Origin of the sequence: Streptomyces sp. NBC_01261 (assembly GCF_036226385.1) — a bacterium.
In the GTDB taxonomy this organism is placed as follows: Bacteria; Actinomycetota; Actinomycetes; order Streptomycetales; family Streptomycetaceae; genus Streptomyces.
On record NZ_CP108463.1, the window covers coordinates 6,158,891 to 6,173,456 of the forward strand.

A 14,566-nucleotide genomic window follows, 5' to 3' on the forward strand; every position below is an offset into this window, starting at 1 on the left:
ATGGACCCGCTCTGGGCAGGGCGTTTCGCAGCTTCTCTCGGCTTCCGCGCACCTTCTCCGCGCGGAGCCGACACCGAGGAGCGACGCCCTGCCCGGAACGGTTACGCCTCGGCCGGGATCTCGGCGGCGTCCAGCGCGGCCGAATCGGCCCTGCCGTCCGCATCCTCCGGCTTTGCGTCGGCGATGGCGGCGCTTGCCTTGAGCTTGGCCTCGTCGCCGCCCCGGTCACCCTTCTCCGGGGTAACGAATCGATAACCGACGTTCCGGACGGTCCCGATCAGCGACTCGTGCTCGACTCCGAGCTTCGCGCGCAGGCGTCGTACGTGGACGTCGACCGTGCGCGTGCCGCCGAAGTAGTCGTAGCCCCAGACCTCCTGCAGCAGCTGCGCGCGCGTGAAGACGCGGCCCGGGTGCTGGGCGAGGTACTTGAGGAGCTCGAACTCCTTGAAGGTCAGGTCGAGGACCCGGCCCTTGAGCTTGGCGGAGTACGTCGCCTCGTCCACGGAGAGGTCGCCGTTGCGGATCTCCATGGGGGAGTCGTCGTTGACGATCTGCTGGCGGCCCATGGCGAGGCGCAGTCGCGCCTCGACCTCGGCGGGGCCCGCCGTGTCGAGCAGCACGTCGTCGATGCCCCAGTCGGCGGTGACGGCCGCGAGGCCGCCCTCGGTGACGACGAGGATGAGCGGACAGCCCGGGCCGGTGGACCGGAGGAGCTGACACAGGCTGCGCACCTGGGGCAGGTCGCGGCGGCCGTCGATCAGGATGACGTCGGCACCCGGGGTGTCGACGAGGGCGGGGCCTTCCGCCGGTGCCACGCGCACGTTGTGCAGAAGCAGGCCAAGGGCCGGAAGCACCTCCGTCGACGGCTGGAGGGCGTTGGTCAGGAGCAGCAGAGAACTCATACGTCTGGTTCCTCCTCGGTCCCTGCGAGGACGTTTGCGGCACTGCGGCATTGCGGCGATGCTCTGTGCCGACGGGGGCTCTGTATCGCCGGCGTCCACCTGCGGTTTCCCGTGGCGTACCGCTTCGTATACAACGCTCCTGAAAGCACAAAAGGACCCGGGGGCTTCGCTGCCCGAGTCCTCTGTCCAGCAGAATAGCCCACATGAGCGCTGGTACGGCAGGTCATGTGGCACGATCCACCGTTCGTCCGAACTCTGAGACGATCAGACGCACACCTTTGCGGACGTTTCTGCACACCGACGACGGGGTGACGATCGATTCCGTATACGAACCGGGGACGCCCGTATACGACGCCTCCCGGTCACCTTCCGGCGATCCGGTGTTCGTCGTGGCGCACGGTTTCACGGGCGACGTGGACAAGCCTCATGTGCGCCGGGTCGCCGAGGCGTTCGCGCAGTACGGGGCCGTGGTCACCTTCTCCTTCCGGGGTCACGGCGCCTCCGGCGGACGCTCCACCGTCGGCGACCGCGAGGTGCTCGATCTGGCGGCGGCGGTCGCCTGGGCGCGCGAGCAGGGGCACGCGCGCGTGGTCACCGTCGGCTTCTCGATGGGCGGTTCGGTGGTGCTGCGGCACGCGGCTCTCCACGGCTCTCAGGCGCACGCGGACGGCCGGAGGCGCGAGGGGCGCACAGAAGCGCACACGGACGCGGTGGTTTCCGTGAGTGCGCCGGCCCGCTGGTACTACAGAGGGACGGCCCCCATGCGCAAGCTGCACTGGCTGGTGACCCGCCCCGAGGGCCGCCTGGTCGGTCGCTACGGCCTCAACACCCGTATCGAGCACAGGGGTTGGGACCCGGTCCCGCTCTCCCCGGTCGAGGCGGTCCCGCGCATCGCGCCGACCCCGCTCCTCATCGTGCACGGCGACCGCGACGGCTACTTCCCCGTCGACCACCCCCGCATGCTGGCCGACGCGGCCGGTGACCAGGCCGAACTCTGGCTTGAGCCGGGCATGGGCCACGCCGAGCACGCGGCCACCGACGACCTGCTGGTCCGCATCGGGCGCTGGGGCAGTTCACAGGACGGTTAGCCTGACGAGTGTTGACGCCGGATCCGTCGACACCGGTCTACCGAGGAAGCGAGCACATGCCAAAGGTCACGGTGCGCTACTGGGCCGCCGCGAAGGCCGCGGCCGGCATCGCCGAGGAGCCGTACGACGCGGCCACCCTCGCCGACGCCCTCGCCGCCGTCCGCGAGCGACACCCCGGGGAACTCGCCCGCGTACTGCTGCGATGCTCGTTCCTGGTCGACGGTGACCCCGTGGGCACCCGCGGACATGAGACGGTACGGCTGGCCGAGGGCGGCACGGTCGAGGTGCTCCCGCCGTTCGCAGGAGGATGAGCGAAGCGATGAGCAACCAGCCGTACGAGGGCTACGACGAGAGTTACGACCCCTACGCACAGCAGCGTCAGCAGCCCCAACAGGCGCAGGCGCAGGCGTGGCCAGGCCACCAGCAGGCGTACGACGATCCGCAGGCGGCCCAGCAGTACACCCAGCAGTGGCAGGGCCAGACCTGGGACACCCAGGTCCAGCGGACCAGGCCCTCCGCGTCCGACCTGGCGTACTTCCCGCCGCAGAACTACCAGGCGGCCCAGCAAGGTCACGACCCCGCTGCCCAGCCCTCCAGACCTGAGGTCCCCGGGGCACAGGCATCCGCCGGAGAGGGCTACGGCCCGCCCTCCCTCGCCGGCAACGCCCGGATCACCGACGCCCAGCGGGCCCGGCTTGAGGGCCGCTCGCCGATCATCGAGCCCGGGATGCAGCCGGCCGGGCTCACCGCCGTCCTGGCGCTCCTGCTCTCCGTCACCGCGCAGGTCGGGTCGTACGCCCTCGTCGTGCCGCTCGTCGTCCTTCAGGCGGTGACGGCCGCGGGCTGGTTCCGGCTGAACGGGATGTGGCCCGCGCGGCAGGGCATCGCGCTGGCCTTCGCCGGTGCGCTCGTCGCGGACGTGGCGCTCCTCGCGGCCGGGCGGGAGAACGGACCCGCCGCGATCCTCGGCACCCTGGGTGTCTGGGTCCTGCTCTCCCTCGTCATGCAGCTGCGTTCGCACGCCGACCCCGACACCCGGATCACGAGCCTGATGGCGACGGTCGCCTCGGCGGCCCTGGCCATCGTCGCGGCCGGTCACCTCGCGGCCGACCCGGACGCGGTGACGGTCGGCGCGGCGGCGGTCGCGGTGGCGATCCTGGCCCGCGCGCTGCCGCTGCCGACCGTGGCGTCGGTCGTCGTGTCACTGCTGGCGGCGGCGGGTGCGGGCATCGCCGTGGGCGGGATGACGGGCATGGGCGCGAAGGGCGCGCTGCTCGGCGCGGGCGCGGCGGTCTGCGCGCTCATCGGCCACCGGGTGGCGAGCTACGACTACCCGTCCCGCTTCGTCCACTTCACGGCCGGTGTGGCCCTGCCGCTCGCGGCGGCGGCCCCGGCGGTGTACCTGCTGGGACGGGCGCTCGTATAGCCCGACAGGCCAACTGCCGCTTCGTGGGCGGTGGTTAAGAGACCTGTCACAGGTGATCGACAATTTCGCGATACACGCGTCCCGCAGGACTACTCTCGCGCTCGGCGGCCATCAGGTCGTCGTACCGCTTTCGTCGACGACCACCGGGTGGGGATCTCCGTACATGCGCGGGCTACGAATACTTCTGATCGTCGTGGTGATTCTGGGGGTGCTGTTCGTGGTCGTGGACCGGGTCGCGCTCCACTTCGCGGAGGAGGAGGCCGCGTCCAAGGTGAAGACCAGCGAGAACCTGGCCAGCACCCCCGACGTCTCCATCAAGGGCTTCCCCTTCCTCACCCAGGTCGCCTCCGGTGAGCTGGACGACGTGGAACTCGGCGTCGGCCAGTACGAGGCCCCGACCGGCAACACGAGCGCATCCGGCGGCGCCACCACGATCCGGATCGACGACCTCAAGGCCGACATGAAGGACGTCAAGTTCTCCAGCGGCTACAGCTCCGCCACGGCGGCCAGCGCCACGGGCACCGCGAGCATCTCCTACGACCAGCTGCTCAAGGCCGCCAAGTCCGCGCCGACGCCCGTCTTCACCGGCGTCACGGCCCAGATCGTCAGCCTGTCGGACGGCGGCGACGGCAAGATCAAGGCCGACATGAAGGTCACGGTCACCGGGATCGGGACCACGACGTATCCGGTGCTCAGCACGGTCACCGTCGTGGGGAACACGGTGAAGGTGCACGCGGACAACCTGCCCAAGCTGGTCGTCGACCTCGCCGACTCCCGGGTCCGCTCGATCACCGACTTCCAGCAGACGCTCGACCAGCTGCCGGGCGGTGTGAAGCTGGACAGTGTGCAGGCCGCGAAGGGCGGTGTGGACATCAAGGTGAAGGGTTCGAACGTCAGGCTGGCCGGGTAGGTCGAGGTCCGGGTGGGCGGTGCCTGTCCGAGGGGCGAGACGGCGGTGTCCGTACGGCAGGGGAATTAACGGCCGAGTGAGCCCGGATTCCCCGCCGTGGAGCCCTTGCCGGCTTTCTCGTCTCACATCACGGACGATCGCGTCTCAAAATACGACACACCGGTGACATGCCCCGCGATCCGTCCCTACGATCGACCCTATGCAGTGCACATTCAGCGCCCTCCGGCCGTGTGGCCAGGCGGACGACCTCACGAAGCGGCGGGCAGTAGACCTGTGCCGCGTCGCCGCCATGCTCTGTCGCACTGTCTGAGCGGAAGCGCAGGCTTCCGTCCTCCCCCTCCGTGTCCCTGATCAGGGACACCCGCGCGAGCGCGCACCCTTTCTCTCACGCACCGCACCGCCGTAACTGCCCCGGAGGAGAAAAGCATGAGCCGCAGTGACGTCCTGGTCGACGCCGACTGGGTCGAGGCCAACCTCGACAACCCGAGCGTGGCGATCGTCGAGGTCGACGAGGACACGTCCGCGTACGAGAAGAACCACATCAAGAACGCGATCCGGATCGACTGGACCAAGGACCTCCAGGACCCGGTACGCCGTGACTTCGTCGACCAGGAGGGCTTCGAGAAGCTCCTGTCCGGCAAGGGCATCGGCAACGACACGCTGGTGATCCTCTACGGCGGCAACAACAACTGGTTCGCGTCGTACGCCTACTGGTACTTCAAGCTCTACGGCCACGACAACGTCAAGCTGCTCGACGGTGGCCGCAAGAAGTGGGAGCTGGACGCCCGCGAGCTGGTCGAGGAAGTCCCCTCGCGCCCCACCACCGAGTACAAGGCCAAGCCGCAGAACACCGCGATCCGCGCGTTCCGCGACGACGTCGTGGCCGCCATCGGCGCGCAGAACCTGGTCGACGTCCGTTCGCCCGACGAGTTCAGCGGCAAGCTGCTCGCGCCGGCGCACCTTCCGCAGGAGCAGTCGCAGCGTCCGGGCCACGTCCCGTCCGCGCGCAACATCCCGTGGTCGAAGAACGCCAACGACGACGGCACCTTCAAGTCGGACGACGAGCTCAAGGAGCTCTACGTCGACGAGGAGGTCGACCTGGCCAAGGACACCATCGCGTACTGCCGTATCGGCGAGCGCTCGGCCCTGACCTGGTTCGTGCTGCACGAGCTGCTCGGTGTCGAGAACGTCAAGAACTACGACGGTTCCTGGACCGAGTACGGCTCCCTGGTCGGCGTTCCGATCGAGCTCGGCGCCAACAAGTAAGCAACCGCACCACCGCTGCGACCTGAAGGAAACCAAGACATGTGTGGAGCGAAGGCCGGCGGCCCCGACGCCTCGACGATCAAGCCCGGTGAGACCACCATCCAGGGCCAGGTGACCCGCAACGGCGAGCCGGTGACGGGCTACGTCCGGCTCCTGGACTCGACCGGCGAGTTCACCGCGGAGGTCCCGACCTCCGCGACGGGCCAGTTCCGCTTCTACGCGGCCGAAGGCACCTGGACCGTCCGCGCCCTCGTTCCGGGCGCCACCGCCGACCGCACGGTGGTCGCCCGGACGGGCGGCCTGGCGGAGGTCGCGATCGCCGTCTGATCGCCGTCTCACTGTCGAAGGGCCGCACCTCCTGAGGTGCGGCCCTTTCGCATGTGCGGGCCTACCCTGGAGAGATGCTGGCACGTCGCCGTCGCACCTACTTCGTCATGATGGGCATCTGCATCGGACTCTTCGTCCTGGCCTGGGGAGTCGTGCGGATCTGGTCGGTGCCCGCGGCCGTGGGGATGTGCGTGGTCGCGATGCTGATCCCGCCGGTCGCCGCGATGGTCGCCAACCGGCGCGGCCCCGACGACCGTTGGTGGGACGACCCGTCCGGCGACCCCAAGTCCGACGAGTGGTGGGACGAGCTGGACGGCAGGAAGCGCCGCCCCTAAGGCACGCGGCGAGCGGGTAGCGGGTAGGGGGCGGGCATGTCGCCTACGAGACTGTCCACCGTGGTGCTCGACGCGCGGGACGCGCACGAGCTGGCCGGCTTCTACGTCCGCCTGCTCGGCTATGTGATCCGGGCCGAGGAGCCCGACTGGGTCCTGATCGGCCCACCCGACGGCGGCACCGGCCTCTCCTTCCAGACCGAGCCGGAGTACGTCCCGCCGGTGTGGCCCACCCGCACCCCCGGCGACCAGCAGATGATGCTGCACCTCGACATCCAGGTCGACGACTTGGACGGCGAAGTGGAGCGGGCCGTGTGCGAGGGGGCCACGCTCCACGCCCACCAGCCGCAGGACGACGTACGGGTTCTGCTGGATCCGTCCGGCCACCCCTTCTGCCTGTGGCGGGAGGAACAGGGAGTGTGACCGAGGGGCACTGCCGGGCCGCTGCCGACCCGGGCGGCACGACGGGTGTCAGCGGACTTCGGCGGCGACCGGCGCGACCTTGTCGAGGCGTTGCCGGGTCTCGTCCGCGTCGAGGGGCCCGCCGTGCCCGGGGAGCAGGCGCCGCGGACGGCGGTCGAGCTCGGTCATGAGCGCCCTGCGCACACCGGCGGCGTCCTCGGTGAAGAAATGGCGCTTCGGGCTCCGGGGGCGCAGCACGCCACCGCGGACCAGGTCGCCGACGAGCGTGTCGTCGCCGGCGCGGACCACGAGCGACCCGGGGGTGTGGCCGCCGAACCGCTCGGCGTGCGCGTCGACGCCGTAGGCACTCAGGTCGAACCCGTCCTCCACCAGGATGTCGGCTTCGACCGGCCGGGCCTTGGCGCGCAGGACCATGGGCTTCAACAGCGCACCGGCCGGATGACTGACCGGGAGTGTGCCGATGCGTCCGGTCCGCAGGAGCTGCTCGTCACCCAGGCCGACCGCGATCGGAACGCCGACGTCCGCGAACGACGCCGCCGTGCCGCTGTGGTCGTTGTGGCCGTGGGTCAGGAGGACCAGGGCGATGTCGCGCGGCTGAAGGCCCTGCGCGGACAGCGCGTCGCGCAGGCGGTCGCCGTCCTCCGGCCCGCCCGTGTCCACGAGGACCGCCTGCTCGCCCCGCAGGAGGTAGGCGTTGCTGTTGCCCATCGAAAGCGGCGTGACGGTAGTGGCGCTCATGCGGCGCACCGCCCGGCGACGGTGCGTATTCGAACGAAAGCGTCCATGGTCATCTTCCTTCACGCTACCCACGTAACCTTACGGCCGTAAGTAGAGCATGAGAACTTACGGCCGTAAAGTCATCGCCATGGCTCCACCGGCAGCACGCACCCGCAACCCCCGAGGTCAGGGAGGGCAACTCCGCGACGAGATCGTGGCCGCGGCCCGCGAGCTGCTGATCGAGACCGGATCGGACAGTGCGGTGACCTTGCGGGCGATCGCCCGCAAGGTCGGCATCGCGCCACCGTCGATCTACGCGCACTTCGACACGCCCGACCAGATCGTCGAGGCCGTGGTCACCGAGACCCGCTCACTGCTGGTGCGTCATCTTGAGACCGCCCGGGCGGAAGCCGAAGGCGCGCGTGAGCGGCTTCTGGCCGACTGTCACGCCTATCTCGCCTTCGGTGCCGAGCAGCCCGAGCTCTACGCCCTGCTGTTCTCCCGGCCGCGCCCCAGGGGCAGCAGCACCACAGATGAACGCGTGGACCGGGCGGTACGCCAACTCGCGCCCATCGTCGGCGAGTCCATCGCCAGTCAGCTCGCCCCCGCCGAGGCGTTCTCGATACTGCTGCGCGACGTCGCCGACGCGATGCACGACGGCACGTCCCGCGCGGAGGACGCTCTCGGCACGGCGACCGCTCTCTGGGCGGCCCTGCACGGCCTCATCCTGCTCCGCGCCCGCATTCCCCGGTTCCCGTGGCCGTCCCCCGATCCGCTGGAGGACGGGATCATCGCTCGGCTCGCACTCCTGGAGGACCCTGCCCCCAGCTGACCGCTTGCCCGATCCCCGGTGGTCCCGGCGATGAAGGCCTACGGCTGCAGCTGCGGCCCCAGGCCCGCTCAGGTCGCGGCGATGATCGCCATCAGCAGGCCGCCGATGCACATCGCCGTCAGCGCGCCGGTCCAGAAGGCGTCCTCGCGCAGGGCCCGGGGCGCGCGGAACCGTCGTCGACGTCGGGCGGGTGGGGGTACGGGTGCGGCGGGTGGTCGTGCGGGGGGCTCCTGCTGTCGCACGACGGGCAGGGGCGGCGCGGGTGGCATGAGCGGGGGCGGTACCGCCTGGGCCGGGGGGACCTGGATCAGCTGGTGAGGGCGGGGACGGTTCATACGGGGTGGGCCTCGCTGCGGTGTTTGCGGAGCAGGACGTTCGCGTCGGTCTCGGCGCTGTAGTCACACGCGGTGCGTGCCGCCGCCCGGACCTCGGCGAGTTCCGCGCAGCCGGCGCACCCGGGGGCCGGCTGCGGCGGTACGGCGACCAGGAACGGGGCGTCGGTGCGGGCGCGGTAGTTCGCGGCACGGACCCCGGCGCTGATGCGCTCCGCGTCCGTGGCCGGTCGGAGCGACCCGGGGTCGGCCTGCCACTCGCGCCCACCGCCGACGGGTCGCAACAGGGCGTAGGGCCCTGCCTTGTCCTGGTACTCGCCGACCGTGTCGGTCGCCGGGTCGTAGAGCAGCGTTCCGGGTTCCATCGGCGTCTCCTCCTCTTCCTTTTTATGCAACTTCCATACAGAATGCGACAGTTGCACTACTCTGTGTGTTCCTGGGTGTGTTACGAGGATGACCCAGGGCGGAGGCGAACGCAGCGCCAACGGGCTCAACTTCCGCGCCTGGCGCGCCAAATTCCACAAATTCCACAGGAGGTTGAGATGCCGCAACGGGTGGCTGTCACGGCGCTGAGCCATGAGCCCAGGAAGCGGTTTGCCGAGGAACTGGTGAGGTTGAGGCGTGAACGGGGCCTGAGTCTTCGGGAGTTGGGGAAGGCGTTGGGGTGGGACGCGTCGCAGTTCGGGAAGATGGAGCGTGGCGGCACGCTGGGTGGGCCCGAGGTCGTGCAGGCGCTGGATCAGTACTACGGCACGGCGCCGCTACTACTCACCCTGTGGGAGTTGGCAGCCGGTGACCCGAGGCAGTTCAAGGAGCAGTACCGGCGGTACATGGCGCTGGAGGCCGAGGCGTTGGGGTTGTGGCAGTACTCCGTGAGCGCCCCGCCAGGTCTGCTCCAGACGGACGGGTACGTGAGGGAGGCCCTCACGGCAGGCGGGCTCCGAGGCGAAGAACTGGAGCAGCAGGTCGAAGCGCGCGTGCGGCGAAGGAAGTTGCTGGAGGGCGAGGAGGCTCCTCCGTTCCGCGCCATCATCTCCGAATCTGTGCTGCGCATGGGGATGCGCGACAAGCAAGCCTGGCGTCAGCAGTTGGAGTTCCTGGCTGAGGTGGCGGAGCACCCAAACATCACACCCCACGTCCTGCCGTTCGGCAGTGGGGTCCACGGTCTGACGAACACCGACACCATGTTCCTGAGGCTGTCCGACGGTCGTACCGTGGCCTACACAGAGAACGATGTGCGCGGCGAACTGATCGAGGAAACCGAACGGGTTGAGCGCCTCCAGCGTGCCTATGATGCGGTACGCGACCTGGCCATGTCCCCGGCGGAGTCGCGATCGTTCGTCCTGCGGATGTTGGAGGAAGTGCCGTGCGAGCCATCGACTTGAGCAACGTGACGTGGCGCAAGAGCAGTTACAGCAACACGGACGGCGGCAATTGCATCGAGGTCGCCCACGACCTCCCCCTCGTCCCCGTCCGGGACAGCAAGAACCCCGCCCACGGCACCCTGGTCTTCAGCGTCGACGCCTGGTCGGAGTTCGTAAGCTCGGCTAAGGCTCAGTAGACGAGTGCCTGCGTACCGTCGGCCATAACCTCCTGCACGAACACCTGCGCCCCGGCGATCCGCACCCCCTCGATGACATCCTTCTCGGCGATGTCCCGGCGGGCCGCGCACTGCGTGCACAGCGTGACGCGGCCCGCGGCCAGGATCGAGTCGATCAGGTCGGGCAGCGGGGCGGCGTGCGGGAGTTCGAACTCGGCGGCGCGGCCCGGCAGGGCGAACCACGCGGACTCGCCGGTGAGCCAGAGCGAGACGTCCACTCCGCTGGCGACGGCGACGGCAGCCACCGTGAACGCCTGTGAGCAGCGTTCGGGGGCGTCGGCCCCTGCCGTCACCTTGATCACGAGCTTCTTCGACATGACCGAATCGTAATCAACTCCCTTACAACTCCCTGCATTGGCCATGGGTCTCCTGTGCGCGCATATGGAATGCGCACGTCATGTTCCGTGGGGGACGTTTTGGAAGTACCGGAAGAATCCATCGAAGAAGTACCTGAGCCGGAGCCGGGGCCCGCGCCCCGCCCGCGTCGCCGGGGCCGCACCACCCTCCTCATCGCCGTCGCCGCCGTGCTCGGAGTCGTAGCCGGCACCTGCGCCGGTTTCGTCGTGCAGGCGAACCGCGCACCCGACGCGCTGCCCTCGCTCTCGCAAGCCACGCTCACGCAGGCGAAGGGGCCGGCCCCCGAGCCGCTGTCCGCCGCCCAGGACCGCGAGGTCAAGGCCGACGGCGACCTGCGCAAGCTCCTGCTGAAGAAGCCGAGCGGGGCGCGGGGCGCGAATTACACCATCGGGGAGGACGGCTGGCTGGACCTGGCCGGGTACGCGGAGACGTACGACAGGCCGGCCAACGCCTTCAGTGAGCTCGTCGCCAACGAGTTCCGCCGCGCGGCTGTCGTGAACTGGCGGGAGGGCAGCTCGCTCTACGTCGAGATCCGGCTCGTGCAGTACCGCCAGCAGGACCAGCTCGTCGTCGCCGATGCCGCGGGCAACGCCTACGCGTACGCCGCGGACAAGCCGCACACCGACAGCTGGCCCATCCCGGGCACCGGTGACGGGATGGCGTACGTCCACAACTCGCCGGACCGCAAGGCCGGTTACACGGACGTGTACAACGCCGACGCGCACGCCTGGCGCGGTGACACCGAGATGCAGATCTGGGTCTCCTCCGGGAACCCCGTCTCCAAGAAGAAGATCATGGATCTGGCCAAGCGGCAGATGGAGCGGCTGTGACCATTGAGGAACCCGAACTGGTCGGCGGCTCCGAGGAGTTGACCCCTGATGCCGTCAGGAAACCGGTGCGCGGGGGCCGTATCGCGGCGATCGCCGGAGTGGTGCTGCTGAGCCTCGCCGTGGTCGGCGGGGTCGGGTACACCGTCGTGACCGTGAACGGCGCGGACCGGGACGCGGGCGACGCCGTATGGAAGTTCCCGAAGTCGTCCACGGAGAAGGCGGTGGGCACGGTGAAGGCGTCCGGGCTCGCCGCGGCGCTCGTGCCGTACGGCCCGGACGGCTGGAGTCAGGGGCCCGACATCGCGGAGTACGGCTACGACACGGCCTTCACCGGGGCGCAGGCGGCGGCACTGCGCAAGGAGGCGTTGCGGGAACTGCCGCTCAAGCAGCGCAAGCCGCTGGAGAAGGAGATCGACAAGCAGCACACCAAGGGCCTGGCGATGCGCAGCTATGTCAGCACCGACGAGCAGGCGTCCGTCTACACGGACAAGGCGTCGACGGTGAACATCGTGCTGGCCCAGATCGCGGACAAGTCGGCGGTACGGAGCGCGTCCCGCTTCCAGAACGAGTTCCTCGACGCCCTGGGCGTCTTCCGCCCCGGCCCGACGATCAACGGTTACAAGAACGCCGAGTGCTTCCTCTCCCCGAAGGACACCGAGGAGAAGCTCGACACGATCTACTGCTCCGCCTACCAGGGCGAAGTCCTGGTCACCCTCACGGCGGAATCCGCCAAGCCGATGCAGACGTACGCCATCGGCCGCCTGCTCCAGGAACAACTCGATCGCATCAAGGACCCGGGGGAGGCGGTATGACCGACCAGCAGCAGGACAACACGACATCCCGGGATCCCGCCCTGACCCCGGCCGCGTCGACGATGACGGACCGCACGGCCGCCCCGGCGACTCCGGAGCCTTCGGCAACACCGACGGCCTCTGAACCCTCGGTGGTCCCGGTGGTCGAGGAGCCGTTCGCGGCTCTGCCCGCCTCGGAGTCTCCGGCCGTTCCGGCGGCTTCCGAGTCCTTGGGGACCCCGGTCGCCATGGAGTCCTCGGCCGCACGGGCAGTCGCCGAGTCTTCGGTGGCTTCGCCGGCTTCGGAGTCCTCTGCGACACCGGCATCCTTCGGGGCCTCGGCCGCACTGGCAGTCACGGAGCCTCTGGCTGTTCCGGCGGCCCCCGAGGCTTCGGCTGTCCTGACGGCCTCCGTCGAGGCTCCGGCTGTTCCGGCCGCCTCCGCCGAGGCTTCGGGTGGCCCGGTGGGCGCACAAGCTCCGCTCAACCCGGACGCTCCCGAGGTCCCGCCCCTTCCGTCGCCTTCGGCCACCACCGATCCGCTCACTCCCCTCACCCCGGCCAAGAAGGACCGCCGTGTCCTCCGGGCGGTTCTCCGTTGGGGTGCCGCCGTCGTGGTGTTCGCGGTGGTCGGGGCCGGGACGGCGTACGGGATCACCGACATGAAGCGGTCGGACGTGCCGGGGCTCGGGACGGCGTCGGACGGGCGGTGGGACTACCCCACCCTCACCAAGCCGCCGTTGCCGAAGGGCAGCCCGGGACCGTTCGCCGAGGCCAACACCGCGGGGTCCCACTTCGCGGATCTGCGGGCGCTGGTGCTGCCGGCGCCGAAGGGGGCCACCGGGGACAAGTCGCTCGACGGCAGTGACGGCTGGCTGGCCACGAAGGTGTTCCTCGCCGAGTTCGCGTCCGGCGACGACCGGACCGAGCTCGCGCAGAAGCTCACCGACGACGGCCTGCGGCACATCGCGGCGCGCGGCTGGACCACCCCTGACGGCACGCGCACCCGGATCTACCTGCTCCAGTTCGACACGGCGACGGTCGCCGACGGCCTGGTCTCGGGGAACCTGGGCGGATACGCGGCCCCCACCTACCCGATCCACGGCGCCGACAGCTACGAGCCGGACGACGACTTCCCGGACGTGGCGAAGGTCACGAACGTCTCGGTCGTCCCGTACACCGAGGTGAAACCGTACGGCGCCGAACAGATCCGGCAGGCGTTCCTCACGGCCGGCGACACCGTCGCGATGATCGTGCAGTCGAGGAAGGGCGAGGCGAACGCCGTCCCGTTCCAGCAGACGGTGACGCTCCAGAGCCAGCTGCTCGGCTAGCCGTACCTCGCAGAGAAGGCCGGGTCCCAGCCGCGTAAGCTGGGGCCCGGCCTTACGCACATGTACACGCATCGCACCACGCTCATCCGAGGAGCACCCGTGTTGGAGATCTTCTTCGAAACCCTGCTGGTCCTGGTCTGCGTCGGCGTTCTCGCCTTCGCCGGACTGAGCGTGAAGAAGCTGTACCAGGGCCAGCGCTGACCCCCACCGAGGAACTGCTGACGTCATGATCGAGATCCCGTCCGACCTCCACAAGGACCTGGTCCCCCTCGTCTTCCTGCTCGGCGAGTGGGCCGGCGCGGGCGTGCACGACTTCCCCGGCTCCGAGAAGTGCAACTTCGGCCAGGAGGTCTCCTTCACGCACGACGGCCGCGACTTCCTGGAGTACCGCTCCCACACCTGGGTCCTGGACAACGACGGCGACAAGGTCCGCCCCCTGGAGACCGAGTCCGGCTTCTGGCGCATCGACGCCGACCGCAAGGTCGAGGTCACGATGACCCGCGACGACGGAGTCGTCGAGATCTGGTACGGCGAGCTCGCCAAGCAGAAGCCCCAGATCGACCTGGTCACGGACGCCGTCGCCCGCACCGCCGCCTCCGGCCCGTACACCGGCGGCAAGCGCCTCTACGGCTACGTCAAGAGCGACCTCATGTGGGTCGGCGAGAAGCAGACCCCCGAGGTCGAACTCCGCCCCTACATGTCGGCCCACCTGAAGAAGATCGTCACCCCGGACGACGTCGAACGCTGGGCGAAGGCCCTCCCGGACGACATGCCGGACGACGGGATCGCTTTCTTCAAGTAGTCGGTCGGCGCCTTCCCTCGCCGGCAAGTCCTCCACGTCCCCCGCGCGCTGCTGAAGCCCGGGGGACGTTGCGTGTCAACCCTTTCGGATCACCCGCGAGGTGGGTTAACAAAATCAACAGCACGGCAATGCGGTTGCGGCGGGTGTGGCCCGTGGCCACAGTGATGTTGTCCTCGCGGAGCGGCCGTCCAGGCCTCGCACATGCGCGGAGCCCCGGTCGCAACGTGCCTGCGACCGGGGCTCCGGATGCTGTGTCCTGGGTGGCTTGCGCAGCAGAGGCGAGCCCAGAACATTCCTTTC

General features: G+C 69.5%; 21 protein-coding genes. 16 read left to right on the top strand and 5 right to left on the bottom strand.

The window, feature by feature from the left end:
- Positions 1–101: 101 nt before the first annotated feature.
- Positions 102–902: a winged helix-turn-helix transcriptional regulator gene (locus OG226_RS27310; protein WP_328682087.1), complete on the bottom strand. Its 801-nt coding sequence runs from the start codon at positions 900–902 to the stop codon at positions 102–104.
- 203 nt (positions 903–1,105) lie between these two features.
- Between OG226_RS27310 and OG226_RS27315 the strand changes: the two genes are divergently transcribed.
- From OG226_RS27315 to OG226_RS27350, 9 genes are all read left to right on the top strand, one after another.
- Positions 1,106–1,990 carry an alpha/beta hydrolase gene (locus tag OG226_RS27315; RefSeq protein ID WP_329350284.1) on the top strand — a complete coding sequence of 295 codons (885 nt, stop codon included), beginning with the start codon at positions 1,106–1,108 and terminating at the stop codon, positions 1,988–1,990.
- 56 nt (positions 1,991–2,046) lie between these two features.
- Positions 2,047–2,301: a MoaD/ThiS family protein gene (locus OG226_RS27320; protein WP_328682091.1), complete on the top strand. Its 255-nt coding sequence runs from the start codon at positions 2,047–2,049 to the stop codon at positions 2,299–2,301.
- Between the two features lie 8 nt (positions 2,302–2,309).
- Entirely contained in the window at positions 2,310–3,416 is a 1,107-nt protein-coding gene (locus tag OG226_RS27325) for a hypothetical protein (protein WP_329350285.1), read from the top strand.
- Between the two features lie 163 nt (positions 3,417–3,579).
- The gene (locus tag OG226_RS27330; protein ID WP_328686442.1) at positions 3,580–4,326 is read left to right on the top strand and encodes an LmeA family phospholipid-binding protein; all 747 of its coding nucleotides are present in this window, start codon (positions 3,580–3,582) and stop codon (positions 4,324–4,326) included.
- A gap of 199 nt (positions 4,327–4,525) precedes the next feature.
- Positions 4,526–4,636: a putative leader peptide gene (locus OG226_RS51635; RefSeq protein WP_443044798.1), complete on the top strand. Its 111-nt coding sequence runs from the start codon at positions 4,526–4,528 to the stop codon at positions 4,634–4,636.
- 116 nt (positions 4,637–4,752) lie between these two features.
- On the top strand, positions 4,753–5,592 hold the full coding sequence (locus tag OG226_RS27335) for a sulfurtransferase (RefSeq protein ID WP_328682097.1): 840 nt from the start codon (positions 4,753–4,755) through the stop codon (positions 5,590–5,592).
- Positions 5,593–5,631: 39 nt separating this feature from the next.
- Positions 5,632–5,919 carry a DUF1416 domain-containing protein gene (locus OG226_RS27340; protein ID WP_328682098.1) on the top strand — a complete coding sequence of 96 codons (288 nt, stop codon included), beginning with the start codon at positions 5,632–5,634 and terminating at the stop codon, positions 5,917–5,919.
- A gap of 74 nt (positions 5,920–5,993) precedes the next feature.
- Positions 5,994–6,254 carry a DUF3099 domain-containing protein gene (locus OG226_RS27345; protein WP_328682100.1) on the top strand — a complete coding sequence of 87 codons (261 nt, stop codon included), beginning with the start codon at positions 5,994–5,996 and terminating at the stop codon, positions 6,252–6,254.
- Between the two features lie 36 nt (positions 6,255–6,290).
- A complete protein-coding gene (locus OG226_RS27350; RefSeq protein WP_329350286.1) occupies positions 6,291–6,674 on the top strand; it encodes a VOC family protein in 384 nt (127 codons plus the stop codon).
- 48 nt (positions 6,675–6,722) lie between these two features.
- On the opposite strand, the gene OG226_RS27355 is transcribed toward OG226_RS27350, so the two are convergent.
- On the bottom strand, positions 6,723–7,412 hold the full coding sequence (locus OG226_RS27355; RefSeq protein WP_329350287.1) for an MBL fold metallo-hydrolase: 690 nt from the start codon (positions 7,410–7,412) through the stop codon (positions 6,723–6,725).
- Between the two features lie 127 nt (positions 7,413–7,539).
- Here OG226_RS27355 and OG226_RS27360 point away from each other — a divergent pair, with 127 nt between their 5' ends.
- On the top strand, positions 7,540–8,223 hold the full coding sequence (locus tag OG226_RS27360; protein WP_329350288.1) for a TetR/AcrR family transcriptional regulator: 684 nt from the start codon (positions 7,540–7,542) through the stop codon (positions 8,221–8,223).
- A 68-nt stretch (positions 8,224–8,291) separates the two neighbouring features.
- Here the strand turns inward: OG226_RS27360 and OG226_RS27365 are convergent, their stop codons facing one another.
- A complete protein-coding gene (locus OG226_RS27365) occupies positions 8,292–8,558 on the bottom strand; it encodes a hypothetical protein (RefSeq protein WP_329350289.1) in 267 nt (88 codons plus the stop codon).
- Positions 8,555–8,920, bottom strand: a complete 366-nt coding sequence (locus OG226_RS27370; protein WP_328682107.1) for a hypothetical protein — start codon at positions 8,918–8,920, stop codon at positions 8,555–8,557. The genes OG226_RS27365 and OG226_RS27370 overlap by 4 nt, the downstream gene beginning before the upstream one ends.
- 177 nt (positions 8,921–9,097) lie before the next feature.
- Here OG226_RS27370 and OG226_RS27375 point away from each other — a divergent pair, with 177 nt between their 5' ends.
- Together OG226_RS27375 and OG226_RS27380 are read left to right on the top strand one after the other, a co-directional pair.
- Positions 9,098–9,940 carry a helix-turn-helix domain-containing protein gene (locus OG226_RS27375; RefSeq protein WP_328682108.1) on the top strand — a complete coding sequence of 281 codons (843 nt, stop codon included), beginning with the start codon at positions 9,098–9,100 and terminating at the stop codon, positions 9,938–9,940.
- Entirely contained in the window at positions 9,922–10,116 is a 195-nt protein-coding gene (locus tag OG226_RS27380) for a DUF397 domain-containing protein (RefSeq protein WP_328682112.1), read from the top strand. Before OG226_RS27375 ends, OG226_RS27380 begins: the two co-directional genes overlap by 19 nt.
- Here OG226_RS27380 and OG226_RS27385 read toward each other — a convergent pair.
- Positions 10,110–10,472 carry a DsrE family protein gene (locus tag OG226_RS27385; protein WP_328682114.1) on the bottom strand — a complete coding sequence of 121 codons (363 nt, stop codon included), beginning with the start codon at positions 10,470–10,472 and terminating at the stop codon, positions 10,110–10,112. The genes OG226_RS27380 and OG226_RS27385 overlap by 7 nt on opposite strands.
- An 87-nt stretch (positions 10,473–10,559) precedes the next feature.
- On the opposite strand from OG226_RS27385, the gene OG226_RS27390 reads away from it, so the two are divergent.
- The 4 genes from OG226_RS27390 to OG226_RS27405 all read left to right on the top strand — a co-directional run bounded on the left by OG226_RS27390 (position 10,560) and on the right by OG226_RS27405 (position 14,266).
- Positions 10,560–11,342, top strand: a complete 783-nt coding sequence (locus OG226_RS27390) for a hypothetical protein (RefSeq protein WP_329350291.1) — start codon at positions 10,560–10,562, stop codon at positions 11,340–11,342.
- Complete coding sequence (locus OG226_RS27395; protein ID WP_328682117.1) at positions 11,339–12,154, top strand: hypothetical protein; 816 nt, start codon at positions 11,339–11,341, stop codon at positions 12,152–12,154. Before OG226_RS27390 ends, OG226_RS27395 begins: the two co-directional genes overlap by 4 nt.
- Positions 12,155–12,597: 443 nt before the next feature.
- Positions 12,598–13,464, top strand: coding sequence for a hypothetical protein (locus OG226_RS27400; RefSeq protein ID WP_328686443.1), 867 nt, complete (start codon positions 12,598–12,600; stop codon positions 13,462–13,464).
- 226 nt (positions 13,465–13,690) lie between these two features.
- Entirely contained in the window at positions 13,691–14,266 is a 576-nt protein-coding gene (locus tag OG226_RS27405; protein WP_329350292.1) for an FABP family protein, read from the top strand.
- Positions 14,267–14,566: the final 300 nt, after the last annotated feature.

Excerpts from the sequence above, each read along its gene's own strand:
- OG226_RS27310 (WP_328682087.1), bottom strand. The coding sequence starts at position 902 with ATGAGTTCTCTGCTGCTCCTGACCAACGCCCTCCAGCCGTCGACGGAG.
- OG226_RS27315 (WP_329350284.1), top strand. The coding sequence starts at position 1,106 with ATGAGCGCTGGTACGGCAGGTCATGTGGCACGATCCACCGTTCGTCCG.
- OG226_RS27320 (WP_328682091.1), top strand. The coding sequence starts at position 2,047 with ATGCCAAAGGTCACGGTGCGCTACTGGGCCGCCGCGAAGGCCGCGGCC.
- OG226_RS27325 (WP_329350285.1), top strand. The coding sequence starts at position 2,310 with ATGAGCAACCAGCCGTACGAGGGCTACGACGAGAGTTACGACCCCTAC.
- OG226_RS27330 (WP_328686442.1), top strand. The coding sequence starts at position 3,580 with ATGCGCGGGCTACGAATACTTCTGATCGTCGTGGTGATTCTGGGGGTG.
- OG226_RS51635 (WP_443044798.1), top strand. The coding sequence starts at position 4,526 with ATGCAGTGCACATTCAGCGCCCTCCGGCCGTGTGGCCAGGCGGACGAC.
- OG226_RS27335 (WP_328682097.1), top strand. The coding sequence starts at position 4,753 with ATGAGCCGCAGTGACGTCCTGGTCGACGCCGACTGGGTCGAGGCCAAC.
- OG226_RS27340 (WP_328682098.1), top strand. The coding sequence starts at position 5,632 with ATGTGTGGAGCGAAGGCCGGCGGCCCCGACGCCTCGACGATCAAGCCC.
- OG226_RS27345 (WP_328682100.1), top strand. The coding sequence starts at position 5,994 with ATGCTGGCACGTCGCCGTCGCACCTACTTCGTCATGATGGGCATCTGC.
- OG226_RS27350 (WP_329350286.1), top strand. The coding sequence starts at position 6,291 with ATGTCGCCTACGAGACTGTCCACCGTGGTGCTCGACGCGCGGGACGCG.
- OG226_RS27355 (WP_329350287.1), bottom strand. The coding sequence starts at position 7,412 with ATGAGCGCCACTACCGTCACGCCGCTTTCGATGGGCAACAGCAACGCC.
- OG226_RS27360 (WP_329350288.1), top strand. The coding sequence starts at position 7,540 with ATGGCTCCACCGGCAGCACGCACCCGCAACCCCCGAGGTCAGGGAGGG.
- OG226_RS27365 (WP_329350289.1), bottom strand. The coding sequence starts at position 8,558 with ATGAACCGTCCCCGCCCTCACCAGCTGATCCAGGTCCCCCCGGCCCAG.
- OG226_RS27370 (WP_328682107.1), bottom strand. The coding sequence starts at position 8,920 with ATGGAACCCGGAACGCTGCTCTACGACCCGGCGACCGACACGGTCGGC.
- OG226_RS27375 (WP_328682108.1), top strand. The coding sequence starts at position 9,098 with ATGCCGCAACGGGTGGCTGTCACGGCGCTGAGCCATGAGCCCAGGAAG.
- OG226_RS27385 (WP_328682114.1), bottom strand. The coding sequence starts at position 10,472 with ATGTCGAAGAAGCTCGTGATCAAGGTGACGGCAGGGGCCGACGCCCCC.
- OG226_RS27405 (WP_329350292.1), top strand. The coding sequence starts at position 13,691 with ATGATCGAGATCCCGTCCGACCTCCACAAGGACCTGGTCCCCCTCGTC.